At 58.8% G+C, this 25,323-nt stretch carries 15 protein-coding genes; 2 read left to right on the forward strand and 13 right to left on the reverse strand.

The genetic code is table 11. The features are described from left to right. Nucleotides 1–63 precede the first annotated feature (63 nt). Nucleotides 64–342: a DUF2513 domain-containing protein gene (locus H1B37_RS21035; RefSeq protein WP_182868615.1), complete on the forward strand. Its 279-nt coding sequence runs from the start codon at nucleotides 64–66 to the stop codon at nucleotides 340–342. 104 nt (nucleotides 343–446) lie between these two features. Here H1B37_RS21035 and H1B37_RS21040 read toward each other — a convergent pair whose 3' ends face one another. Beyond that, a complete protein-coding gene (locus H1B37_RS21040) occupies nucleotides 447–4,652 on the reverse strand; it encodes a neutral/alkaline non-lysosomal ceramidase N-terminal domain-containing protein (RefSeq protein ID WP_182868616.1) in 4,206 nt (1,401 codons plus the stop codon). Nucleotides 4,653–5,147: 495 nt separating this feature from the next. Between H1B37_RS21040 and H1B37_RS21045 the strand changes: the two genes are divergently transcribed. Continuing rightward, a complete protein-coding gene (locus tag H1B37_RS21045; RefSeq protein WP_286177970.1) occupies nucleotides 5,148–6,575 on the forward strand; it encodes a vitamin K epoxide reductase family protein in 1,428 nt (475 codons plus the stop codon). A gap of 154 nt (nucleotides 6,576–6,729) precedes the next feature. Here the strand turns inward: H1B37_RS21045 and H1B37_RS21050 are convergent, their stop codons facing one another. The 12 genes from H1B37_RS21050 to H1B37_RS21105 form a co-directional block, all read right to left on the reverse strand. Continuing rightward, nucleotides 6,730–7,968, reverse strand: coding sequence for a DUF6786 family protein (locus tag H1B37_RS21050; protein WP_182868617.1), 1,239 nt, complete (start codon nucleotides 7,966–7,968; stop codon nucleotides 6,730–6,732). 62 nt (nucleotides 7,969–8,030) lie between these two features. Then, on the reverse strand, nucleotides 8,031–9,527 hold the full coding sequence (locus H1B37_RS21055) for a sulfatase family protein (RefSeq protein WP_182868618.1): 1,497 nt from the start codon (nucleotides 9,525–9,527) through the stop codon (nucleotides 8,031–8,033). Nucleotides 9,528–9,707: 180 nt separating this feature from the next. Beyond that, nucleotides 9,708–13,133, reverse strand: coding sequence for a PVC-type heme-binding CxxCH protein (locus H1B37_RS21060; protein WP_286177971.1), 3,426 nt, complete (start codon nucleotides 13,131–13,133; stop codon nucleotides 9,708–9,710). A gap of 136 nt (nucleotides 13,134–13,269) precedes the next feature. Then, nucleotides 13,270–14,520 (reverse strand): SGNH/GDSL hydrolase family protein, encoded by a 1,251-nt coding sequence (locus tag H1B37_RS21065; RefSeq protein ID WP_182868620.1) that lies wholly within the window; start codon nucleotides 14,518–14,520, stop codon nucleotides 13,270–13,272. A 39-nt stretch (nucleotides 14,521–14,559) separates the two neighbouring features. After that, a complete protein-coding gene (locus H1B37_RS21070; protein WP_182868621.1) occupies nucleotides 14,560–15,453 on the reverse strand; it encodes a ThuA domain-containing protein in 894 nt (297 codons plus the stop codon). Next, nucleotides 15,450–16,640, reverse strand: coding sequence for a putative glycoside hydrolase (locus H1B37_RS21075; RefSeq protein WP_182868622.1), 1,191 nt, complete (start codon nucleotides 16,638–16,640; stop codon nucleotides 15,450–15,452). Before H1B37_RS21075 ends, H1B37_RS21070 begins: the two co-directional genes overlap by 4 nt. A gap of 137 nt (nucleotides 16,641–16,777) precedes the next feature. Next, nucleotides 16,778–18,574 (reverse strand): arylsulfatase, encoded by a 1,797-nt coding sequence (locus H1B37_RS21080; RefSeq protein WP_182868623.1) that lies wholly within the window; start codon nucleotides 18,572–18,574, stop codon nucleotides 16,778–16,780. Nucleotides 18,575–18,779: 205 nt separating this feature from the next. Then, nucleotides 18,780–19,460 carry a response regulator gene (locus H1B37_RS21085; protein ID WP_182868624.1) on the reverse strand — a complete coding sequence of 227 codons (681 nt, stop codon included), beginning with the start codon at nucleotides 19,458–19,460 and terminating at the stop codon, nucleotides 18,780–18,782. 14 nt (nucleotides 19,461–19,474) lie between these two features. Next, nucleotides 19,475–21,484, reverse strand: coding sequence for a histidine kinase (locus H1B37_RS21090; protein WP_286177972.1), 2,010 nt, complete (start codon nucleotides 21,482–21,484; stop codon nucleotides 19,475–19,477). A gap of 483 nt (nucleotides 21,485–21,967) precedes the next feature. Continuing rightward, a complete protein-coding gene (locus H1B37_RS21095; protein ID WP_286177973.1) occupies nucleotides 21,968–22,219 on the reverse strand; it encodes a hypothetical protein in 252 nt (83 codons plus the stop codon). After that, a complete protein-coding gene (locus H1B37_RS21100) occupies nucleotides 22,216–23,451 on the reverse strand; it encodes a DUF1559 family PulG-like putative transporter (protein WP_182868625.1) in 1,236 nt (411 codons plus the stop codon). Before H1B37_RS21100 ends, H1B37_RS21095 begins: the two co-directional genes overlap by 4 nt. 371 nt (nucleotides 23,452–23,822) lie before the next feature. Continuing rightward, the gene (locus H1B37_RS21105; protein WP_182868626.1) at nucleotides 23,823–25,193 is read right to left on the reverse strand and encodes an APC family permease; all 1,371 of its coding nucleotides are present in this window, start codon (nucleotides 25,191–25,193) and stop codon (nucleotides 23,823–23,825) included. Nucleotides 25,194–25,323 lie beyond the last annotated feature (130 nt).

Genomic DNA, 25,323 nt, shown 5'->3' on the forward strand with positions numbered 1-25,323 from the left:
TGATCGCCGGTCGCTGGCGGGATACAACCTTGCGCCGGTGCATTCGCAGCACCGTGATGCTGAATGTTCTCTCTTCCCACGGAATCGTTCACGATGAAGCGTGACATGGTGCTTGTTCGCAAGCTTTTGGATTTTGTCGAAGCCAATGGGGCGCGGTTGTTCAAAGGGTCCATTCAAATCGAAGGCTACGAACGCGAGCAAATCACGTTGCACTTGTTCCTGCTTGCCGACGCCGGCTTTATCGAACTCGGACAAGACACGCTTGCCGACAAAGGGCCGCTCGTGCTGACCTGGAAAGGCTGTGACTATTTGGATCAGCTGAAGGCGAAAGATCGCAAGTAAGCAGGGAAGCGAAACAGGACCGAGGACGCCCCGCAGGGTGCCTCGCACGCGAACGCACGAACGCACGAACGCCGTCCTCTCCGAGGTCGTCGTGGGGCAAAGCACTAGCGCTGCAGGTGCCGAACAATCGCTTGCAGGTCCTGGACGTTGAGCGTTGTTTCGAATCCCTCGGGCATCAGCGACGTGCCGGTACTCTTGATCCGCTCGATCTGATCGCGACGAATGGTGGTCCGTTTTCCGTCGGCGTGAGCGATCGTCATACTGCCACCGACCTCCGATTCGATCACCCCGGCCAGCGTGCGTCCTTCGTCGGTTTGCAACACATAACTTTGATACTTCGGTTCGACGGCACGATTCGGATCCAGAATCGCTTCGACGAGCGCCGCATCGCTGCGATTGGTCAGGTTTTCCAGGCTCGCACCGATCGCCACACCACCAGGGTCCGGCGAATGGCACACGCCGCAATGTTTTTCAAAGAGCATGCGTCCGCGTTGGAGCTCTTGCCTCACGGCGGCCTCAGCCCCCGTCCCGCGTGGCGAGAACCCTGCCAGGTAGTCCCGGACAATTTCGCCGCGCGGCTTTGAACCACCACTCTGAAAAAGCTGCTGGGCCATCACCCGCATCGAGCGACTTCCGGACTTGAGCAGTTGTTCGCGTGCAGCCAACGAGATCTCATTGGTGCCGATCCGTTTGTCTTGAAGTGCTTCGAGCAACCGCTCGGTCGGTTGCCGCCGCGCGAGCAACTGGGAAACCAGATGGTCCCGGACAGCGATCGAAAAGGACGGCCAACGACCGATCACGGCGTTGAACGTCTCCGAATCATCCTGCCGCAACAGTCCGGTGATGGCTTCGCATTGGACCGCAGCGGGGGTTGCCGGATCGAGCAACGTCATCAAGAACTCTGCCCCCGATTGGCCGGCGTTGAGATTCAGACCGATCAAACTGACCGCACGACAACGCATCGAATCGGCCTGATCGACGTCGACAGCCACACGCTCGGCTTGCTGCTGCAAAGGCCCCAACACGCTTGCCAATCCGGCACGATTCGCGTCAGACTGCCCCACCGCCGTGACAAAACATTCGGCCAGGCGAAGCTGCGTTTCAAAGTCCAGGTCGGGCGAACCCAAACGCGACGCCACAATGGATTCGATCGGCGTTCCCTGCTGGTTGGCTGTCGCCAAGACACTCCCCAACAATCCGATGCGTTGCTCGGTCAACTGTTCGGGGTGCTCGGACGCTTGCCGAATCATCGCGTCGGCGACCACGGCGGCATGGGCGGTCGCAGAACTTGCCACTGCGTCGGCAATCCATTGATCCAGATCCGGTCGTGTCGCGATTTGCGCGAGCGATTTGCCGGCCGCGGCCGACTTCGATTCACCGAGCACGAGCGCGGCCTGCAATGCCACCGAAGCGTCCTCGTGCCCGGCGAGCATGCCGAGTCGCTGGAGCACGATCTCCGATTCCGAGACACGGCGGGCGCTCAAGCGCGCCGCAACAATCAGCACCCCAGGGTGGGAATCCGCCAAGGCTTCACCAAGCGTCGAATCGTCCAACGTCTCCGCGGCGTCCAGGATCGACAACGCATGCAACCTGGCAAACGGGCTCGCATCGTCAGTCGCCATCGACGTCAATGCAGGCACGACCGCCCCGGTAGCGCGGTGCAGCAGGATTCGCTGCGCGTGATCACGCAGCGGACCGACCGGTGATCGCAACAATTGCACCAGTGCATCGTCGGCCTGGTTTCGCAGCACAGGACTTGGGCTGAGATCGACGCCCCTCGGTCGCACACGATAGATGCGTCCGAACTGTTCTCCGGACCGCAGGTCCAATCGTTCCTGCCACGCGTCCGGGATCCACTCGGGATGTTCGATGACCTCGCGATACATGTCGACGATGTACAACATGCCGTCGGGACCGATCGACGCGCGGACGGGACGGAACCAGGGGTCGCTCGATGCCAGGAATTCTCGATCGGATTCCGATTCCAAACGGCGGGCCTGGAACGTCGCTCCGCGGGGCATCAGCGTCGCGCGATGCACCAAATTGTGGACCGGTTCGCACACAAACGCGACAGCACGGTCGTTGTCGACAAAGTGCGGCGACCGCGCAACGATACTGCTGCAGGCGGACGTGAACCGATTGGCGGCAAATAAGTCGTTGAACCGTTCGGCAGACGACGTCAGTGGAAACACGGGCGGCGCGACCGCGGGCGTGAATAGCTGCTGTTTGTTGCCCGCGTAGGAAACGGTGGAGTTGCGTTGGAGGTACCGTTCCTCGATCGGAAAATGATACATCGGCAACGAATTGTTGTTGCCGAACCAACGGCCAAAGCTGTCCCGACTGCGAACGAATTGAGTTCGCCCGCTGGTCACCTCGATTCGCCCACTGTCGGGCCAGATTTGCACATCGTGCCCCGACGCATTGATTGTCTGGCCGGTCTGGACGCTTTTCAGCTCTCCCAAATTGTCTCCGGCCGCCAAATGCAGCGAGTGATCCAGACCGTAGGTGAAGCCGTTGATGCGGTGTTGTGGATTGGCCAAGCGAAATCCGGTGTAAAGGGTCTGCACATCGTCGGCAAGACCGTCACCGGTGGTATCGCGGGCGAACAAGATGTCTGGTGCCGCTGAGATCAGCACGCCGTCTTTCCAAGGCTGGACGCCGGTCGGAAAGGGAAGGCCATCGAGGAACGTCGTCGCCCTATCAAACGTGCCATCGCCATCGACGTCGGTCAACGACTTGACGCGTCCTCCGTTGTTGCCCTCGGGATAGTCCCCCATTTCAACAACCCACAAGTTTCCATCGTCACCGAAGGCGATGTTGACCGGATCCTGGACCAACGGTTCCGCGGCAACCAATTCGACTTGGTAGTCATCGGCGACCTGAATGGTTTGCAACGCGGTCGCCGGGTCGAGTGGTTTAGGGCGTCCGCTGTTGTTGACGATCTCTTCGACGCGTCGAATCAGCAGGTCTTCCGAGCCGGACGCCCAGGGCCCCGGCAGACTGTAATAGATTCCCGAGCGATCGTACTCATACCCGCCTTCGGCTCGCATCCGCTCGCTGGCGATGTAGCCGAGGACATCGTTGCTGTAAGCAGAAACCCATAAATCGGGCTCATCGAATGTCCGTTTAAGCCGCAGTGCATAATCGACCACGACCTCGCCGCCCAAGAAAATCATGGTCAACTGGTCACCGAACTTCCAAGATTGGATTGGCACGGGGTAGGTCGCCGGCAATCGCCCCTTCTCTTTGAGAACCTTGAGCATCTGCTCGGCGTGTCGGCGAGTTTGGGGCCGCGATTCACCCAACCGCGCTTCGAGCTCGTCCTTCGTGGGCAGGTCAAACGACAACGCCGCATAGTCGAATCGTGCCTGGACCGATGCATCGATCGGCGACAATTGCGAACGAGCGACCCGCTGGACTTCCGCGGCCAGGGTTTGTCCGTGCAGTTCCGCCATCTGGACGGTGCCACGGGGGTTCGGATTGGCGTCGGCCCCACACCCGATCGTGCACAGCGCGACGGCCTCGGGAAACGACGCTTCGAGTGCCGTGGCGGCATAGCCGGCCCAGTCGGCGTTGATCTTGTAATAATCGCCTCCGACGGTCGTGCAGTGACAGGCGTAGTTGAAGACCAATCCCCGTACCGTTCCCTCCGGCGACGTGATCCGCAACACGGGCACGGCGTGATCGACCGGCCCGTCTGGCTGGACTCCGAATCCGCTCCACTTGCCATCGGTCAGAACCCGACGGTTGGCCGCAAACCCGGCCCGGCCGACACCATAGGCCAACCGTGCCGGTTGCAAATGGTCCATCGCCGCGGCAACCGCCGCGACGATGGCGGCGTCCAATCGATCGACATATCGCGCCGCCGCTTGAGCCTCGGCTTGCGAGAGTGGGGTCGAAAAGATGTTCGACAGTTGGCCGCCCAAGTCGGGACCGCTGTGGGTGTGCGTGCTGCAAAAGACGACGCGTTCGCGTGGGATCGCATGTTTGGATTCGATTTCCGATGCCAACCGGCGGGTGTGAGCCCCCGAGAGCCCGATGTTGTCGATGCTGAGCAAGACCAACGGGGCGTCTTGCGCGTCCTCCGTTGACGCTTGCAGGCAGACCGCACGGACGAACAACGGCGTGTCGATCCCTTCGCTGGCATGATCACGGTTGCCATAGCCGGACATCCGAACCGGTTCGGTCGGCGTCACATCCTGCTTGGCAAAACCCGCCCGCCACGTCGCCGCCGCCGGAGCGGCCGTCGCCACGATCAACGAGAAAGCGGCCGAGAAAATTGCACACGTCAAGTTGCGAAATGAGTTCATTGGTATCCATGCACCGTTCGTCACGATCGAATCAACGATCCGATAGTCTAGCCGAATTCACCGGTGGCAGTGCCTAGCGGGTAGTTGAAGCGTTCGGCGATGAACTGCTTGGCCCCTCGGTATCGCGGGAGGACGATAGCGACATTGCGGAATGCATTTGGGGGCGGCGCGGCGGTTGTGGCAAAACTCTTTCCCGCTGATCAGCCTGTCAGAAAAACTTTTTCGCTGACTTCGTCGCGGTGTCGATCGACATTCACGATTCGAAATCCACGTCGATGTCCTCTCGGATAAATTCGGTGGAGTCGGTCGGAGTCCTGGTTGGGCGGGAACCAGGCTGGCCGGAAAGACACCAGCACGTCTCGGGCGGCGGGGCGGAGCTGAATGGTGGGAGGAGGCATGAGGTTGTGATGGCGCGGATTTTATCCGATTGGCATCAAAACTGCTGAAGCGAATCGGCAACACAACTGGATCCGTCACCTCGCCCCTGGAACGCCAATGTCCACCGCCAATTTCCTCCCGTCGGTTCAATCGCATCTCGCTTCCCGCCCCTCCGCGGCGAGGGCCGTCGCCCCGGGCGCGGCTGCGGGGATCGGCACAGTGGCTTGGTGGACGATGTTGTTGTCCAGCGCCGTCGCGATGCTGACGAGCGGGTATTTGGCTTGGTCTTCACTGACGTCATCGCCGGTCGCCGGTTGCAGTGGCGGTAGCGTGTTCGATTGCAGCCACGTGCTGCACAGTCGTTGGTCGAGTGTGCTGTCGGTGCCGGTCAGCATTCCGGCCGTTGTGACGCACGCGGTGGTTCTCAGTTTGCTGTTGTCGCGTCCCCCAACGGATTCGATGCAGTCGGTTCGCTGGAATGCCGTCGGACTGACGAGTCTGACCGCCGGGGCCGCCGCGATCTGGTTCGTGGGGCTGCAAATCTTTGCGCTCGGCCAACTGTGCCCGTACTGCTTGGTCGCCCATGCGGCGGGCTTGGTGTTGGCAGGCGTTTTCTTGTGGCGTCTGCCGATCACCGGACGGGCGTTGCGCTGGAATGCGAGCGCCGCGGTTCTGTCGGTCGCTGCCTTGGCCGCTCTGCAACTCGGCACCGAACCACCGCCGACGTATGAAGTGATCGATCACGCGGACGGACCGGCCGCCGTCGAGTCGTCGACCGGCGCGGTGAACGATGCCGAAGGGGACCTCTTTGCTCCGCCGGCATCTGCGACGACGCAAACATCAAGCATTCAACCGGCCGCGGCTGTCTGGGTTGCCGATTGGACGACAGAGTTGACCGGTGCGCTGACGGCGATTGCAAACCCGGCGATGTTACTGGGCGGACAAGTGACCGGGCCGGGGCAATCCGAACCGCAACGCACCACCGCCAGCGTGCTCGGCGGCGTCAAGTTGGCGACGACCGAGTGGCCGCTGATCGGAAAACCCGACGCGGAGATGGTGTTCGTCGAACTATTCGATTACACCTGTCCCCACTGTCAACAAACGCACCGGTCGCTCAGCGAGGCAAAAAAGCACTTCGGCGACCGGCTGGCCGTGATCACATTGCCGGTGCCGCTGGACGGAAAGTGTAATCCGACCATCCGATCGACGCACGCCAGCCATCAAGAAGCGTGCGAGATCGCGAAACTTGCGATCGCCGTGTGGACGGTCGACAAGGACAAATTTGCGCAGTTCCACGACTACCTGTTCGAGTCGACGCCGAATCACGTGACCGCCAAATCCAAGGCAGCGACGATCGTGGACCGCGACGAACTTGAAAAAGTTCTCCGCGGTCCTGTTCCCGCCGACTACCTCCAACGGCACGTCGCGCTGTATCAGAAAGCCGGAGCGGGGAAGATTCCCAAGTTGCTGTTTCCGAAAACGAGCACGGTCGGAGCCGTCGGATCGCCACAAACGATGATCCAGCTGATTCAGCAGAATCTTTAAGGTTCATCCTGTTCCATAAATCGCGTGGTGTCCCTCGTTCTCCAAGTCGCCATAAGACTCAGGTAACCGGGAGTGGACGACGCGAGAAGTCCTCGCAGTTGGCAACGCGAATGGACTCGCCGTCTCGTCCACGACCCGCAAACGATGTAGGCTCCTAAAAGGCGGCCTGGATAGCTTTCAGGGATACTCCCAGCAGCTGTTTTGCCAGCGGATCAAGCTCACTTTCGGGGCCTTGGATGTGATACGTCCGCTGGACGTGCCGCATCATTTCGCCGGAATCCAGTGCGGCGGCGGGTGAAGATGTTTCGAGTTCGTAAAACGGCCCCAACGGAGCCGCTCCCGGTTCGGGCGCACCGTCGTTGTAGGCGTTGATCACGTCTCCCGAATAAGGGTCTTTCTGTAACTCCCACATCGAATTAACGAACCCGTGCGCTGCGTCTTGGACGTTGTAGGTGACAATGTTTAGCACTTGGCCGGCCGCGTCGTAGCTTCCAGCAATGCCCTTGGATCGTTGTGGGCTAATCCCGATCTTTCCCCGTCGTGTCCCGTCGCCGCGGAAGAACACGGTTCCGTTTTCCACCCGCAGATACTCTGGGGGAACTCTGCCGAAGTAAGCGTCGTTGACTTTCGGCCCCAGCGTCTGCGGGTCACCTTCTTTGACGGGAATCACCACGTTCGTCTCGGGAGAGGGGTTGTACATGCCCAGAATCCAAATCGACAGCAATCCGGTCTCGGGCTTCCATGGCTCCGCGCCTGTATTGGTGATCTGGTTGTCCGTCTCATACGCGACCATCCGTAGGCCGGGACCGATCGAAAGGCCAAGCTGTTGGGAGGCATCCTGTTTTGCCAAGAGTCGCACGGAGCGTTCGATCCCCAGCTTGAATTTCGTGCCGCTGAAATTGATCAATTCCGTCTTGTGGGTGAATGTGGCGGATGTTTCGGACTGCTTGACCAGCTGAAACGCTGCGGTGTCGATCACCGGTGGCGTGGTCCAGTCGGAGAATTCGAAGGATGATCCCGGTTTGAAAAACAACGCGTACTGACCGCCTTCGGGGCCGAGCCAGAAACGCTCCTCGCCACCGAAGACATAGATGTGTTCTTCGAGCTTGCCCTTTCGCTGTTGCTCGGAAAGAAAGCCCTTTTCAATGACCGGACGGTTGATCCACCCAAAGCTCGGACCGGCGTGGCGGTCAAACGTACTGGTCATCACACGTCCCTGGTATTCGGGCGCAATCGCGACGGCCGCGTCACCGTGCTCAAGCAACACGATCGGCGTGTGCTGTTTCATAAACGCGACGTCGCCGGCAAACGTGTCATCGGCAGATGCCTGTCCCGAACCCAACCCCAAAACGATCCCCGCCATGCCCATTGCTATCGTCACCGCCAACTTCATTTCGTGTTCCCTCGTTTCATTCGAATTGCCGAATCAACGGCGTGATACCGTCTTATTGTGCGCTAATTCACCGGTGTCGATTTGGCAAGCGGTTTCGGATCCTTGACGTACGCAGCGGGTCGGCTGTTGCCGGCGATGTCCTTGGCGAACGCCTTGATGTGCCCCATCAGTCTCCGCACGACATTCGGATGCGTCTTGATGACATTGTTCTTTTCACCGATGTCATCGTGCAGATTGTAGAGCTGTGTGGGTTTCCCTTTGTTCGTGTGCAGTTTCCAGTTCCCCGACCGGACGGCTTGGAGCTGGTTTCCGCGATGGTAAAAGAATGCTTCGTGAGGCGTTTCTGCGTTTCCGACCAGTGTCGGCCAAATGTCTTTGCCATCAATGACGCGGTCGGTTGGAAGTGTTGCACCGGCCAGCCTGGCAAACGTGGGCAGCAAGTCCATCGCGGTCATGAGTCGGTCGTTTGGCTGGCCGGCAGGGATCTTGCCCGGCCAGCGGACGACCGTGGGCTCTCGCATGCCGCCTTCCAGCGTGGTTCCCTTGTGGCCGCGTAGCGGGCCGGGGCTGGCGAACAGCGTGTTCTTCGGAGGGCCGTTGTCGGAGGTGAAAAGGACGAGGGTATTCTCGTCGATCCCTTCGCTCTTGAGCGTGTCGAGAATCTGTCCGACCGACCCGTCGATTTCGGCGATCGCTTGACGGAAAAGTTTGTCCCGCGTCCGATAGTCGATGTTGCCGTCTTCCTTTTCCAGCGTCGCGACGATGTCGCCCGAGACGCCTTCCATGAACGGGGGCGATACATGCAACGGGGCATGGGGGATGGGATGCGGAACGTAGAGGAAAAACGGCTTGTCTTTGTTCCGCTGGATGAACGAAACCGCACGCTCGGTGATGCGTCGGGTCAGAAAATCGGCATCGGGATCCATCTCGATGACCTGTTCGTTCTCCAATAACGGTAGCGAGGGAAAGTTGTAATGATCCTGCCGCGGGTGATAGGGGTATATGTCGTGGCTGTAGGGAATTCCAAAGAATTCGTCGAAGCCTTGCTTGGTGGGCAGAAACGGTGGCTGATCCCCCAAGTGCCACTTACCGAAGATTCCAGTCGTGTAGCCCGCGGTTTTCAAGACTTCGGCGATCGTCACTTCATCGGGATTCAATCCCTTTCGGTCTCCCGCCAAAAGCACGCCAAAGCTAGACCCGGTGGCCATCTCAATTCGCTTGGGATAGCACCCGGTCATCAGCGCGGCGCGCGAGGGCGTGCAGACGGGGGCGGCCACATAAAAGCTGGTCAGCTTCATGCCTTCGGCCGCCATTTGATCGATCCGGGGCGTGCTGACATGCCCGGCACCGAAACAGCTGAGGTCGCCATAGCCCTGATCGTCGGTGAAGATGACGACAAAGTTCGGCTGGTTTGTTTCAGCGCGTGCGTTTGAATGACTGCTGGTCAGCGCAACGGTCACGAGGAAAAACAAAAAGGTCCAGCGGAGTTGATCGGTCATCAGTGTTTCACCTTCGGATTGCCGGTCAATGACACGGATCAGAATTGAGATTGCGGTCATTTTAATCGTTCAGGAGTCTTAGCAGGATGGCAGAATGATTCGGGGCAGAATGATTCGGGGCAGAATGATGGGGGCAAAACGATGGGGGCGGAATGATGGGGAGTGTTATCGTTCTGCCCCGCACGATTCCGCCTTCCTCTCCATCGCCAGACCTTCACAGCGCCGGGCCGGGTACACGACTTAAATCCCTCCTTCGGGCTGGAATCTGACGTCGGTGTCGATCGCTTTCAACTCGACCCGCAGACCGTGTTCGCGTCGATCGGGAGCGAGCCCGAAGGTGACGGTGTGCCGTCCTTTGGCCAGTTGGATCGGAGCGGTGAGGTCGTCGACCGATTCTCCGTCCACCCACAGCGTCAGGCCATCGATGGAATTGATTTCCAAACCAGCAGTCCCGGCGACTAGCACATTGACGAAACCGCGGGCGAAGACGGTTTCCCCGGCCGGGAAATCTTCGGGCGGCAATTCTCCGTCGACCATGCTGTAGGCCGGCAGCCAATTGGCATCGCCGTGCGGCGGATCGGCGTCACGCGTCGCCGCGATCACGCGCCACTTTCGAATGACCGGACTTTCGTCGTTTGCGTAGGCGCCCGGTTTGCCTAGAACGGAGAGGAACTTGACCAGATCCAAGAACTCGCCGCGGTTTTGCAACTGGTCGGCCAGCCCCGAGGGCATCAGCGATTTCGCCGGAACCTCGGCTTCGATCTCGTCGGCGTCCAGACGCACCTCTTTGCCGAGTTCGGCCGAGTCGCGGACGACAACTTCGTTTTCATTTCGGAAGGTCACAATGCCCGTTTGCACTTGACCGCTGTCGAGTAGAAACGTCCGCGTCTCGTAGTGTTCTGCGATCGCGGCGTTGGGCTCGAGAATCGACTGAACCAGATACTTCGTTTTCGCCGCCGCACCCACGGCCACCAGGTTCGGACCGATCACCGGACCGGCCGAACCGATCGCGTGGCAGCGGGTGCAGGAGACGGCCTGGCGGCGGTAAACCAACTCGCCACGCGCCGGATCGCCAAGTGCTTCTACGTCGGCGGTGAGTTTTTCCAGGTCCTCGGCAAGCAGTTGATCACTCAGCGAATCGGTCATCGCTGACCGGCGAAACAATTCCGCCAAACGATCAGAAAGCAGACCGGTGTCGCGATGAAATCGGCTGACGCTCTCGATGACCGCTGGGTGAATCTCGCCACCCTGCCGTCGGATATTCCGCAGCGCTTCGCCCAGCAGTTCGCCGCCGGTCTGGTGTTGCAAGAGCGTTTTGACAAGCGGCACCGGATCGACTCCCTGTGGATCTTCGGTCAACAGTCCGGCAGCCGCGTTGATTCCGCGAGCCAGATTCGCCTGGGCGAGCCCGGCCACCGCGGCATAACGCGTCGGCAGGTCACCGGACTGCGAGAGTTCCGCCAGCGTTTCCTCGTAACGTTTGCTGCTGGTTTTGGCGAGTGCCACGGCCAAAGCGTGTTTGACCGCGGCACGGTGCGCGTCACCTTGAATTGCCGCGATCTGATTGCGACCAGCCACACCCCACTCGCCTAGCGTTTCGGCAGCGTGAACGGCGATCGATTCGTTCTCGTGGCCGAGTAGTTTTTCGAATCCGCGAAACGCGCGTTTGAGTGACCGGGGGGCATCGGGATCGGCGATCTGCTGCAGCGTTTCCAGCATCGCGATCGTTGCCGCGTCGGACTTCAAGCCTCCTTCCTGGCTGATCGCCGCGACAATCATCAAGACGTCGTCGTCGGTCGCAGCCTCGCGTAGTTGATTCCCGATGGCGGTGATGTCATGCTCGGCCGGTGCATTCGCCTTTAGAAACACCGCCAGACGACGCTGCAATCCGATCCCCGCGTTCTGCTCGGCAAACTCACGATGACTCGGTTTGGCGAATTGCAACGTCCCGGCATCCATCGCCGGACGCCAGTAGCGTTCCAAGGCGTTCATCGTCTGGGGAAGTGCCAGGTCCAACACGGGGTCGCCGGGATGATCGAGTGAATTCAAGGCCGCCACAAACGACTCCGCACGGGGAATGAACCCGGCCGACAGCACGGCTTCCATTCGTGTGCGAGGGAAAGGATCCGCGGCCGCCCGGGCGATCATACCCACCGGATCGGAAAGCTGGTCGTGCCAGTACCGGATCACTCGCGAGCCGGCACTGCGGGCATGTCCATCGCTTGCGGCAAGGACCCGAGTAAGAATGTTTTCACTGACCCGTTCGACGTTCTGGCACGCCCACATCGCTTCGACCAAGTGATGATCGTGATCCGGGGTATCGGGATCGAGCGATTCGACCCAGGATTCCAACGCGGCGAGCACCAGGTCTGGATCTCGTTCACTCAACTCCTTTCGGGCCTGATGACGCGTCCACGCTTCGGGGCTTTTCAAGTGGTCAATCAGCCCGTCGACGGAAACCCCCACCAGCGTCGGCTTTTTCGCAAGCGGGCGTTGGGTGTGGGTGATCCGCCAGATGCGGCCGTGGTCGTGATCACGGCGAGGGTCGCGAAAATCATGCTGGGCGTGGTTGATGATGGAGTTGTACCAGTCGGCAACATAAACGGCGCCGTCGGGGCCGATCTTCACGTCGACCGGACGAAAGTTCGGGTGTCTGGAGCTGATCAGCGGGGCCAGCACTTTCGCGCTGAACCCGGCACCGTCTTCGATCAGCTCGTATCGGACCACCGTGCGACTCTTAAAACGCCCGGTCAACAATTGCCCTCGGATGTCTTCTCCGACATGACTGCCGGTCGCCAGATCGCCGCCGCATTGTTTTTCGGTACTGATCAGCGGTTTGACGCGAACCGCTTCGCCGCTGTTACCCGTCGCCGGGGACAGATACATGATCCGGGGGTTGTTCACCATGAAGGACTGCCCCCAACGATCGAAGACGTGCCCCCAAGGATTGCCACCGGTGCCACGGCAAAACAGTTGCAGCTTGAGCATTCGAGGGTTGAATTGATAGACCCCGCCGTTGAAATTGCGCACCACGCCGTATTGCGTTTCGACTTGAGAGTGCAGAAAAATGCCTTCTTGGAAATAAATCCAGCCTCCCGGGCCACGACGCCAGGCGCTGATGCTGTGATGACTGTCTTCGATCCCGAACCCCGTCAGCACCAATTCCTTGACATCGGCGACATCGTCACCATCGGTGTCCTTCAAGAAAAAGATGTCGGGCGATTGCGCGACGTAACAGCCGCCGTTGGCCAGTTCAATCCCGGTCGGAAGATACAGTCCTTCGGCGAACACCGTCGATTTGTCGGCCACGCCATCATCATCGGTGTCTTCCAGAATGATGATTTTGTCGTTGGCAACCTCGCCCGGCTTGAGCTGGGGATAGGCCCACGAACAGGCGACCCAAAGACGGCCTTTCGAGTCCCAATGCATATGGACCGGATTGGCAAACATCGGATCGGCGGCGAACAAGTTGACTTGGTAACCCGGCAGTAAATCGAAGTTTTCTCGCTGCGACTGCGGATCATGATTGTTGATCAAATCCAAATCCGCGCCTTTCAGGTTCGCGGTCTTGATGCCCGTTGCGTCTTGTGCCGGTACCGTTTGTCCGATTGCCAATCCCGCCAGCAGCAAGCCGACCCAAGGCAACAGATTTCCAGTTCGATTCATGGTCTTCATCATCAATGATCCGATGTTGTTGGTGGATCGAGTTGGTGTTCAGGCTTTAGCCGCCCGCTGTCGCTGCTACGCAGCGACCGGGAGTCGCCTAAAGGCTTAACACCAACCCCGTGCCGCGATCGGAGAACTAATTCGGTTTTGAAATTCGAGAAAGACGCCAGGAACGTGTCTTGAGCTCCATCCCTCGGCTCAGCTGTCGATCCAACTCGTTGGCCAGTCGGTTGAATTCGATCACTTCCCTGGGCAGCGATTTGCCGCTGGGGGACGCGCGGCGCTCGCCAACGATGTGGACCTGATTGAGTGCCTTCCAGCTGTACGTGAATTGCAGATTCTTGTCATTGACCACCGCGCGATATGCTTGGGCAGCTTGGTGGGCCGGGGAGGAATCGATGGCCACGCCTTGAGACCATGCTTGCGCGGTCGCGGTAGCAACGGGATTGTCATCCACCGTCAGTCGGTAGGTGCCGCGCGAAAGGTTTTCGACGACCAAAGTGTCTCGAATGAATTCCAGTTGTGGCGGAAGCGGCTGGTCGGTCGGCGGTCGCAGCCTCGGTGCAGATGTTTCGCTGACCTGAAATCTTAAATTCGACCCATCGGTTTCCAATTCAATGACCTCAACTCCTCGAGCCTCCACCGACTTGCTTGCCGCATCGATCCGCACTATCCAATTGGGTTGATGGGGGACTCGGTCGTCGGCCGTCAACTGATCAAAGAACGTGTGGCTGATGGCCCAATAACCATACGGATTGAGATGGATTCCGTTGCGGGTCAAATTCGGTCCCGCCGGTTCATCCATCAGATAGCGAGACGCTTCGAACAGATCGACGAAGGGGACATTGGCGTCCGCGGCCACCTCGCGCATCGCATGGGTGTACGCCTGAAGTTCACGATTCCGCCGCGCCCGGTCCGGTGTTCGTTTTCCCAGATCCTCGCATGCGATGGGTGAAACCAGGATCAGCCGGACTGCCGAATGACCGTTGTATTGTTTACCCGAGTGCGAATCGATCAGGGCGTTTAATTGGCTCCTAAACCGCTCCACGCCCTGTTCGCCATCGAAGGATTCGCCCATGCCGAAGCAGGCGATGATCACATCCGTCTGATGGTCGGTCAGCGTCGATTCCTCGGTCGGGAACCCCGTCGGGCGATCACGTGCCGACAGCATGTCTCCGCCCCATCCCAAATTGCGAATCGAAACGGGGTTTTCGCGAGTGTGCTGCAAGAGCATCGTTTCCAGGTAGCCGTGAATCCTCAACTGATCGGCGAACGTGTTGCCGATGATCGCGATGCGGTCGCCGGGTCGAATGGGCGGCTCGGCGGATGCCAGCGAAGCGACCAAGAACCACAGGGAAAACGATGCGGGAAATAGATTTCTGAGCATGGGGCCGAATGAATTGATCGATGGAAAATCGCTTCAGATCTACTTTCGGGGCTTCTTGTCGACACGTTCGATGTTCCAGGTCGAAACCTGCTGGTCGGCACGGGGCAGCGGACGATCGACAGCCCAATGGACGGCATTGACCAACATCCGCACAAACGACTCCTCGGCGAAATCGCCGGGATGCCCGAACGAGGTTCCGAACACCTTGCCGCCCCACTCGTTCTGCCAGGCCCAGGCGACGACATCCGATTCGTGCGGTTTCACTTCGACAGTCCCGAACGCTCGCTTGAGTGTGCGTGCTCGCCCCTCTCCCGTTCCGCTCACCAACGGCAGACAGTCTGGCTCCAGCCGCGTCAAATAGAGCGTTCCGGGTGACACCCAGCGTTTCTTGGTCACGTGCGTCATGATCGGGTGGTCCAGGTTTTCTTGGACGACGCTGATATTTGTTTCGCTGGTTTGATGCACCACGTAGGGAGTGCCCAACGCGCGTCGACCGAAGCCATCATTCCATGGCTGGTTCGGATGCCCGGCCGGATACTTGAACGAATGATTGGCGGTCCTCAGCCCGATCACCGGTTTGCCGGACTGCACGTAGTCCACGATCGGCTGCAATTCGTCGTCGGGCAGCTTCAGGAAACGCATGAAGAAGATCGCCAGATCGGCATCGGCTAAAACATTGATACCCGGCAAAACGTTTTCGGTTTTCTTCTCCGGATTTCCCTCGCCCATCACCACGGTCGTGCGAAACCCGAATCGTTCCAACTCTTCGGCAAACACCGGCATCGTCAGTTCTGGTGAGTAGTGCAACGTGCCGACCACGATCACCACGTGCGGTCGATCGGCCTCGGTGGATGCCGTCGCAACTCTGGCCGACACGACGGTCAGCGTGATCGCGGCAAGCAGAAGATTGATGGTTCGTCGTGGGAGATTCATTCGGCGGTTTCCTTGTTCTCTATCCAATCGATCTTGGCTTGTTTTGTTTCTAGATTGACCCAAACGTGGGCGTGCTGAAAGTCACGTTCCAACACCCACCCGGTTTTCGTGGCGTCGGCCAGCGGCGGCCCGAGTTTCTTGTCCAATTCCGGATACCACTCCAAACAACCATGCCTCATGCGATAACCCCAGTTGTAAATGAAATAAGAATGCTCTTGGGCACCGACTAGAAACGCAGCCAGTGGGAAAGTGATGTTCGCCGCTGCAAGTTGTTTTTTTCTTGCCAAGGGCATTGCCATCGCCTCGTTGTCGGTCCAAGCAAAACCGGGCCACGCTTTGAAGACGACGATTTTGCCCTGTTTTCCGGACTCGGCCATCGCCTGAATGTCCTTCAACATGCATTCCTTGGAATCACTGTTGAAATGACCGAAGTGCTCGATCATGACGGCATCGGTGTCATCGATAAAGTCGTTTCCAAGATGCTTCGTCGGTGTCGTTCGAATACCGTTGTAAAAGATCAGTTTGTCCTGTCCGATTTTGGCGCGTGTTTCTTTGACGATTTCGACCAGCCCCTGTTGGATCGCGTGGTATTTCGCGTCGCCCCAAACCGCGCGATTGGCTTCGGAAACGATTTGTGGAAAGGCGTCCATGAACACTCCATCACAGCTGCCATCAACGACCGCCTTTTTGGCAACGTCACTCCACCACTGCCTGACCTCCGCGTTCGACAGATCGTAACGCATCAGGTTGCCCCTCTTTTTGTCCAGATTCCCCTCCACCGTTCGCAGCCACCACTGGGGATGCTTCTGATAGTCATCGTGCGCTCGAAACATGCTGTAGTCGAGAAACGTGTTCCAATAGAAGATCACCTTGATGTCAGGGTTGAACCGTTTCAACTGTCGCGCTTCATACTCAATCCCATCCTCGGTGTGATCGAACTGTTTGCCGGCGTGGCCTTTCTCCAAACAGATAAAACTCGCATGCGAAGCGACAAATTCGGCCTCCGTCGCCGTCATCAAAGGACCGTCCTTGCCGAAATGAAATCCGACCGGGACGGTCTCCCAACTGAACGCAGGGTAGTGATCCGTTTTTCCCGGCGATTGAGTAAACCCGGGTGCCGTGCCCGTCAGAATGACGATGGGCAACACAACAGCGACGGCGAGGTTGCGGAGATCAAGAATTCGCATGATTGAAATTGGAGGCATGAAATTTCGGACTCCTTGCGTCAACCTTCCGTCGCGCGGGGTTTTGCAGGCGACGGCCCGGAACGGCCGTCGTCCGTGGGAAACGAATTGTTCTTAGCTGGACGATCAGGGCACGGGGCTCAGTCGAGCCCTGTGACGATCACGTAATAGGCCCCCAGCTCGCCTTCACTGATTTCGAAAAATGGGGCCAGTTGATACGACCCTCGTTTCAGATCGGTGACGAACGTGACCTCTTGGGCACCCTCTTGGACGGGTTTCCGGTCCAGGTCTTCGCCGTCGATCCGCAGGACTCCGTGGGTGGCGCCGATGGCATTTCCGGGCACCGATCGAAAGGCTGCGGTGGCACCCGAGACGTCCTCTCCGGCGGGCAGTGAGGCATTAATCGCCGCCGCCGATTCGGCCGGCCAACGGCGCAGCGAAATCTGAAACTTGCCGTCGCGAACCACTTTGACCGCCCAATGGCCGCGGTGGACCAGTTTTTCGGCGCCGTCTTGCGTGCGGTCGGCGGCGCGGATGGATCCCTGGTGCCAGGGGGGATACACCTTCTGAATCCAGTCGTGGGCGGTCAGGTTGACGACCGGGTGTAGCGGGTGCCCCAAGTGGATTTCGGTGGTGCGTGCGAAGGTCGGTTCCAACTCGGCCCACCATTGTTCATAGAACGCTCGCATCTCTGCGACGATTTCCGGGTGTTGGTCGGCGATGTTGTTCTTCTGGCCGGGGTCGGAGCTCACGTCGTACAGTTCTTTTCGATTGACCAGCCGATACTTGCCGGTCATGACCGAACAACTGCGCCACTTGACGGGATCGCGAACACGCTGGGAATCACTGATCACAAAGCGTTTGGGCCAATCTATCTGCTTTTTTGGATCGAGCAGATCGGCGATCGAAACGCCATCGAATTCCACGTCCGCCGGTTTCTTCACACCGGTTAAGTCAAGCAGGGTCGGGACGATGTCGACCGCGTGCGTCAGTTCATTGACGTCGTGTCGTTTGTTCATTCCGACGGCGGGCCAATGCAAGAAGAACGGGACCCGGTGGCCGCCCTCGTACGGGCTTCCCTTGCCGGCTCTCATCCCGGCGTTGTAGATCTTTGCCCCGCTGGCCGTCCCGTTGTCGGTGGTGAAGACGAAGATGGTGTCGTCGGCGATTCCCAGGTCTTTGATCAGCCGGCGGGTCTTGCCGACGTTGTCGTCGATATTGGTGATCATGCCGTAAAACGCGGCGATGCTATCGGATTGCCCCTCGTACATTTTCAAATACTTCGGCGGGCAATGAAGCGGTTTGTGGGGTGCGTTCGTGGAGATGTACGCAAAAAACGGCTTTCCCTGTTCGGCACACTTGCGGATAAACACGTTGGCCTGCTGAAAGAAAACGTCGGTGCAAAAACCTTTCGCGGGAACGATCTCGCCGTTGTGAAAGTACGACCCGTCAAAGTAGGCGTTGTCCCAAACGTCGGGGGTTTGGCCGATTCCGCCGCCGCCATGTCGGTAAACCTCCGTGAACCCGCGGTCCTCGGGGCGATAGGGATAGTTGTCGCCGAGGTGCCATTTTCCGAACATGCCCGTTTCGTAGCCGGCGTCGGAGAACATCTGGCCGACCGTGACTTCGTCCTCACGCAACATCGACCGGCCCATGATCGTGTGCCAGACTCCGGTGCGGTTGGTCCAATGCCCGGTCAGCAGCGAGCAGCGTGTGGGGGAACAAGTCGGGGCGACATGATAATCACTCAGCCCTGTGCTTTCGGACGCCAGTTGGTCGATGTGCGGCGTCTTGATGATCGGGTTCCCCGTGCATCCGAGGTCTCCGTAACCTTGGTCATCGCTGATGACGAACACGATGTTGGGCGGCGCCGCTGCGAGCGGTCCGGAAATGAACAGGCCAAGAGTGGCCAGGAACAGACGACAGATGGAAGTCATTAGCAGTCGCGAAATGAAGAGAGGGATCGAGGTTTTGAGCGAAGCCGTCTGGCGAGACTCCACTGCGGCATTGATGGGGGAACGATTATCGGCTCGGCAGCGGTGGTTGGCCATCCGGTGTTTACGGGACCGAACGCCACCCCCAGCGAGCTTCTCTATCAGAAAGGTATGGCTGATTGCTGTAGGGCTCCTACTGCCAGCGACGCTACTTTCCTGAACACTGTTTGCTGGCGTGGAAAAGCCCCAGTCGATGGGCCTGGTTCACTGCCGAGGGCGCGTTGGAGACATTCAGTTTTTCGTAGATGTGTGCGACGTGCGTATCGACGGTGCTGTAGCCGATGCCGAGTTGACGGGCGATTTCTTTTTTGACCAGTCCTTCGGCAAGCAGCTGAATGATCTCCAGCTCGCGCTGAGAAAGATGAACATGGTCTTCGTCCGCGGGGAGCCGGGCTTGCAGGCTTTCCAGGATGAACCTGGCAACGCCCTTGTCCAACGGCGCTCCACCACTCATGACCGTCTGGATCCCGTCGGCGATCTCATCCAACGTTGCCGATTTTAAAAGGTATCCAGACGCCCCGAGCGCAATCGCGCGCAGCACATCTTCCTCGTTGTCCGACTGGGTCAGGATGATGACCTTGGTGTTGGGCGCCGATTCGCGGAAGCCCGCGAGTGCTTCAAGGCCGCTCATTCCCGGGAGCCGCAGGTCGAGCAAGATCAGATCGGGCTGTTCGCTCGGCGTGGCTTTCTGGATCGATCGCAAGGCGACCTCCGCCGTGCCGAATTGCCGGGTCAGTTCCACGCCTTGCGATTGCTCCAACGCCAATCGGACCGCTTCCCGATACTCCGGGTTGTCTTCGACCAGCATGATGCGGACGTTTTCGCTCATCAATTTTCCTTTTGCTACAACAAGCCAAACTTTTTGGTGCGAAGCTTGAGGGTAATGTTCGTTCCGCCGCCGACGAGTCGACTGGCCGAGACCTGGGCGCCGGCAAGTCGCGCGCGACGGCTGAGCGATCCGGGGATGCGGCTGATCTGAGAATCATCGAGACCACATCCGTTGTCGGTGATCGTCAACCGCAGGCCCTTGCGATCCGCCGCCAGGTGCGTGATCACCTCCGTCGCATGGGAGTGTCTCAAGATGTTGGTCAAGCATTCCTTGTAGAACAGGAACAGGTCGATTCGGACGCTCGGCTTGAGTTGCCGAACGTAGCACTCCCCTTCAAACGTCAGCGTGTGTTCCAAATCGTTCAAAAGACGATTTGACGTCCGCTTCATGTCCTCCATCAGATCGCCGAACAACCCCTCGGATTCTAACAGGTTGGAACAATAGCGGGTTGCGGCGCCACTTCGCTCGGTCAATTCACGAACCCGACGGAGTAAAGGTTTCAGTCGATCAGGCGAGTCGGCGGCCGCTTGGGCGAGATCGCCGAGCAAGCCGATCGCGTGCAGATTAGCGCCCAGCTCGTCGTGCAAGTCGGCCGCGATCCGTTCGCGTGTTCGAGAGACAGCACGTTGCCGGACGGAGCGTTCGACGACGACGGTGGACACGGCGATCAACCCGAGCAATCCGGTCAACCAGCTCAGGCAACGGAGGATCGCCTTTTGACGCTGGTAACGTTGCTTCAACTCCGCGGTGATCCATGGCCGCTCCGTTTCCAGGTCGTGCCGCATTGCCAATTCGCCCATCCAATCTCGAATCGGCAGAATCCGTCCGAAAAGGTTGTTGCCATCGGTCAGCGTGGACGCCGATCTGGAGGTGAGGTTCGGATCCAAGTTGACGGTGACGGGCGCACCGAGCGCCACGTTGATTCCGTTGGAAATCACTTCGATCTCTGCAAAACCGACCCGCGCCTGCGTTTGGCCACCTTCGGAATCCGTGTTCGGCTCGTTAACGATCAGTCGGACGTGTCGGCAATGCTGTTTGGGAAACCGACGCATGATGATCGGCCCGGCATCGTAGATCGAATGCATCTGGTAGTCGCACAGTCGCACGGCGTCCGAGAAATCCGATCGGGTCGCACCTTCGATGACCATCGATCGCGGGATCCCGAAATCATCTGCCAGGGCTTGCGGAACGTTGTCACTTAATTCGGTCGCGTGCAGATGGATGCTGGTCAACGGCACACATCGGCGGAGGTCGATTTCTATCACCGGCGTTGTCCCGAGGCTGGTTCGGCTGACGAACGCCAAACTCTGCTCTCCGTCATGGGCATCCATCAAATAGGGAACAAATCCGTCGACCAAGTAGTCTTGATGCCGGGGCAAGCCACGCTCCAATTGGCCGGATGAAGAGACTTGGACCGGTTGTCGTAGCGCGACGTTGTCCAGGCCGCTGAAAACCAGGATCTCGGAGAGTTGCAGAATGTGCCTGCCGTCCCATCCCCGTGGTGAGAGCTTGGCCACTTCCAGACGCACCCAAGAGGCTTCGGTCGCCGGAAAGGAAACGACGACCGGCGCGACACGCGGCAAGAGTTGCTCGCCGGCGTCAAATCGAGCCACCACCGCCCCTTCGGGATCTGGATCCAAGCCGACACGGATGGAAAACTCCAACGGAAAACCATCGGCGCGGAACCCTTTGGCGGTGTCACGCCAGATCATCGGCACCAGCACCACCTGATCGATCGATGTTTCCTCGGAAAGAGAGATCTGAATCCATTCCGGGTGATCGCTCCTCGCTTGCGGAATCGAGCGAAAACCGACCGCGCCGACCCCGGTTCGCATGCTGGGTTTGGCCAGCATGGTCAGTTGCTCTTCAAGCGTCGCCAAACGCCGCTCCAATGCCGAGAGGGAGAGCCGTTTCAGCGGGGCGTCGGAGTCCGCCGCCGGCGCTCCGATCACAAACACGACCGCCGCGCCGACGATCGCCCCCAGTGCGGCAAGAGCCAGAAGGAAGCGTGGAAGCGGCGGCATGGACACGATTTTTTGCAACAGATTTTGCAATGGGAACGCTACCGATCGATGGGCATCAATCGAAACCCCGAATCTCGATGAACTCTATCCCATGAATACGGGATGCGACAATTTCCCGCAAAGGTGTACATCCTAACCGCAACGGCCGCCTTTGGGGCAGTCATCCCCAGTGCGCGGATTCCTCGTCGGGTGTCTCTCACCGAACTCCTTCTCGCTTCGGGTAGTCTGATGGTCGATTGCAATCTTCGCCCTGGCAGGTTGCGAAGACGATACAGAACCCAGGTCGATGACCGAGGGCGTCGACTTGAGCGAGATCGAAGCCTATGAACAGTCGGTCCGGGCGATGGAAGCCGAGGACGCAGGCGAGATGGATGATGTAAAACCCTGAACACTTAGCTTCACGAACCGAAGCCGTTGCGGCGTGACGGAACATCGTTGTGAGTCGATGTTCCGATTCACGCGGCAACAGGCTGATCGATGCGTCTATTCCATGGATCCACCGGTTTCCGGTTGTGCATCCAGCTCTTCCATACTGATGTTCAGTTCCGGATTCTCGGCCAGGAACGCTTCGATTTCATTCGAGTCGGTCGAAACCGTTGGCGTGTCCTTGCTGCATCCGAAAACGCAGGCCAAGCACAGCAGCAGTGACGAGAGTGTTAAATTTCTTTGCATGATGTCGTGGTGATTGAAAATGGTTTGGGAGACGGATTGCAAACGAGCGGGAACCGAGATCATTGGAAGTCTTGGATGACTTCGCCCGATGCGCGCGTTCCGAGCGCCCCCCAAAGCCCGTAGGGACTCTCGATTCCCGGCAAAGAATTGGGATCGGTGTGCTGTGAATGCACGCCTACTTGTCCCCGGCTGGGATCTCCCGCTTCGATCGAATCGGTCACGAACACCACCGCACCGTCGCCCATCAGGACGTGGCAGCCGCCTTGGTGCCGGCTGCTGGGCGGGGCGACGACGATCGACACGGCATTCGAATTGCCACACAGCTCCGCGTTGGGCGGCAAGATCGTCAGCACCTGCGTGTACAGCGGCAACAACGACGACCACTTGAATCCGCGTTTTTCTTCCGCGCTGCCGGACAGGCGATTGGGAGCCGGAGTGTCCGACCAGAACTGTGGCCGGTCCGGATCCAGGCTCTGCCGACAGTTGAGGTTTCCACCCTGGTTGACAATGTTGATGGACGAATCGAGCAGGTGAGTTCTGGCGTCACGGTCGCCGAGGTCCGTCGCGATTTCGCCCATGAAGATCGTGTTGGAAAGTCCGTCCAGACAGTCTCGGAATTTGGAGTCCAGCTGGACCGCGAACGCTCCCCGTTGGGCGGCGATGACGCGTTGATACATCGGCGGCGTTCCGTGAGATTGCCGAATTCCGGTCAGACGATTCAGCGCCCCGCCGAAGCCCGTGTCACAGGAATCGCCGGTGCAGATCGCGTAGTTCGTGCGCCCAGATGCCGGTATCCCCACGCCCGGATCACTCGGGCATCGCAGCGTCGGAATTTCCGTCAACCAAGGGTCGTAATTGCCCTGCGACAAGTGCGCCGACAAGGGCATTCCCGGCCACGGCCCCATCGGGTTATACGTCCGTGTCGTGCCCGACGAATCGACCGTTTGGAACGGATTGCGGATCTGGTCCCAAAGACCTTGCTGTTCGAAGAACGCGGTCAGGCCGACCAGAGCGGACAACTCGATTCGATTGTTGTTGCGTCCACTGCTCGACGCGCGTCCGACATGCGGCCCCTTGGTTCCGCCACCGTGCGGCGGCAACTGCTTGTACGCCGAGTGGTAGTTGTGGATGGCGAGTCCGATTTGTTTGAAATTGTTGCTGCAGCTCATACGGCGGGCCGCCTCACGTGCCGCTTGAACCGCGGGTAGCAACAAGCCGACTAGAATGCCGATGATTGCGATCACAACCAACAACTCAACAAGCGTAAAACCACGCTTCACTGTTCTGACCTTCATACCGATCCTCCCCTTTCGCTCAACGTCCAGGCGAAAGCATTCGTTGGGATAGAAATAGAAACAAGACGCATCTGATGACCGACCGCTACTAAGCATCCAGTAGCAAGTCACTCAGGGGCCGCCTTCCCCAACACGAAATGACCGAGCACGATCGCGAGATGACCGTGCCCCAAGGAAACTAGTTCGAACGTGATCGGCGTTTCAAGTGGCACGTCGCGCCCCCCATAGTGACCGCAAACGGCTAAGGTTGAGACATCGCCACTAAAGATTGCTACCGGATCCCAAACAGTTGCCCGAAGCGAAAAAAAATTTCGCCGATCGAGCCGCCAATAACGATCACGTCGCAATTAAATCGGCTTGCGTGTCGCAGATCATTTTCGCGGTGTCGCATTTCTTTCGCGTCCAGGCGAATACCGCCGATCACGCGTGTTCGTGGCTTCGTCGTTCCAGGTCAAGAACAGTTTCTCGCCGACGAACACAAAACCAATGCCACCCAATGCAACCCAGATGACCAGCATGTCGCTGGTGGCCTTCATCCACACGAATGCGGCAAGAATCGCAGCGTCCAGCAGTAACGCGCCGATCGGAATCCATCGATTGGCTTGGACTTCTTCACGCACGCGTGTTAGCACGCCCCAATGCACCGCCATATCCATCACGATGTAAAAGATCGCCCCCAGCGACGCGATCCTTGACAGGTCAAACAGAAGCGTCAGCGTGATCGCGAAGACCACGGTGTAGACCAACGTGTGTTTTTGGATGCTTCCCGGCATCCCGAAATGTCGGTGCGGCACCAAGTTCATCTCGCTAAGCATCGCCAGCATTCGTGAAACCGCAAACGTGCTGGCGATCAACCCGGAGATGGTCGCCACGATTGCCAGTCCAGCGGTGAAATAGATTCCCCCATTGCCGAACGCCGGACGAGCCGCTTCTGCCAACGCAAAGTCGCGACTCTCGATGATCTTCGAAACTGACAGATTCCCGGCGACCGCAAAAGCGACCAACAAATAAACCACCAAACAGATCGACAGTGAAATCATGATCGAGCGGCCGATGTTCTTTTCCGGATTCACGATCTCCGAGCCGCTGTTGGTGATGGTGGTAAAGCCCTTGTAAGCCAGCAACGCGAGGGCGGTGGCGGACAAAAAGTCGCCAGCGGAGGATTTTTCAGATACGCCAACACCCTCGAAGGTCAGCCCGGAAACCCACAGTCCAGCGGCTGCAAAGATGACGATCCCCGCGATCTTGATCAGCGCGGTGACAGTTGAGAATGTCCCAATGAATTGGTTACCAAGAATATTGATGATGAAGGCCAGCACCAACAACCCGACTCCCAAGGCAGGCACCAAGAATTGGTTGTCTGTCGCATCGAACAACTGCAACGTGTACGTCCCAAAGGTTCGCGCGACAAGGCTCTCATTGATGACCATGGAAAAGTACATCAAGAGCGCCATGCCGGCTGTGACCGTCCCCTTTCCGTAGGCCTTCATCAGAAACATTGCGATGCCGCCGGCGGAGGGATACTGCTGGGCCATCTTGATGTAGGAGTAGGCGCTAAATCCGGCGACGATGGCCGCGGCCAGAAACGCGAGTGGAAACAGTCCCCCCGTCTGCTCGGCGACCTGACCGGTCAATGCGAAGATGCCGGCTCCGATCATCACGCCGGTCCCCATGGCGACCGACCCGGTCAACGAGAGACTGTCTTCTTGATATTCTTCGGCTTGTGATTTCGATTCGCTCATCAGGCCCTTCTCACTTGTCGTCCGACGGAATGTTTGAAACCTGTGACGACGCAAATGCCGGGCCAGCGTATCGCAAGCGTTCCTCGCGCTGTTAACGTGCCCCCGCCGAATGATCACCGACCGGAATGGT

The sequence above is a fragment of the Stieleria mannarensis genome (genome assembly GCF_014154935.1).
In the GTDB taxonomy this organism is placed as follows: Bacteria; Planctomycetota; Planctomycetia; order Pirellulales; family Pirellulaceae; genus Stieleria; species Stieleria mannarensis.

Excerpts from the sequence above, each read along its gene's own strand:
- H1B37_RS21070 (WP_182868621.1), bottom strand. The coding sequence starts at position 15,453 with ATGAATCTCCCACGACGAACCATCAATCTTCTGCTTGCCGCGATCACG.
- H1B37_RS21040 (WP_182868616.1), bottom strand. The coding sequence starts at position 4,652 with ATGAACTCATTTCGCAACTTGACGTGTGCAATTTTCTCGGCCGCTTTC.
- H1B37_RS21045 (WP_286177970.1), top strand. The coding sequence starts at position 5,148 with ATGTCCACCGCCAATTTCCTCCCGTCGGTTCAATCGCATCTCGCTTCC.
- H1B37_RS21035 (WP_182868615.1), top strand. The coding sequence starts at position 64 with ATGTTCTCTCTTCCCACGGAATCGTTCACGATGAAGCGTGACATGGTG.
- H1B37_RS21105 (WP_182868626.1), bottom strand. The coding sequence starts at position 25,193 with ATGAGCGAATCGAAATCACAAGCCGAAGAATATCAAGAAGACAGTCTC.
- H1B37_RS21100 (WP_182868625.1), bottom strand. The coding sequence starts at position 23,451 with ATGAAGGTCAGAACAGTGAAGCGTGGTTTTACGCTTGTTGAGTTGTTG.
- H1B37_RS21055 (WP_182868618.1), bottom strand. The coding sequence starts at position 9,527 with ATGACCGCAATCTCAATTCTGATCCGTGTCATTGACCGGCAATCCGAA.
- H1B37_RS21050 (WP_182868617.1), bottom strand. The coding sequence starts at position 7,968 with ATGAAGTTGGCGGTGACGATAGCAATGGGCATGGCGGGGATCGTTTTG.
- H1B37_RS21085 (WP_182868624.1), bottom strand. The coding sequence starts at position 19,460 with ATGAGCGAAAACGTCCGCATCATGCTGGTCGAAGACAACCCGGAGTAT.
- H1B37_RS21080 (WP_182868623.1), bottom strand. The coding sequence starts at position 18,574 with ATGACTTCCATCTGTCGTCTGTTCCTGGCCACTCTTGGCCTGTTCATT.
- H1B37_RS21075 (WP_182868622.1), bottom strand. The coding sequence starts at position 16,640 with ATGCGAATTCTTGATCTCCGCAACCTCGCCGTCGCTGTTGTGTTGCCC.
- H1B37_RS21065 (WP_182868620.1), bottom strand. The coding sequence starts at position 14,520 with ATGCTCAGAAATCTATTTCCCGCATCGTTTTCCCTGTGGTTCTTGGTC.
- H1B37_RS21095 (WP_286177973.1), bottom strand. The coding sequence starts at position 22,219 with ATGATCTCGGTTCCCGCTCGTTTGCAATCCGTCTCCCAAACCATTTTC.
- H1B37_RS21090 (WP_286177972.1), bottom strand. The coding sequence starts at position 21,484 with ATGCCGCCGCTTCCACGCTTCCTTCTGGCTCTTGCCGCACTGGGGGCG.
- H1B37_RS21060 (WP_286177971.1), bottom strand. The coding sequence starts at position 13,133 with ATGAATCGAACTGGAAATCTGTTGCCTTGGGTCGGCTTGCTGCTGGCG.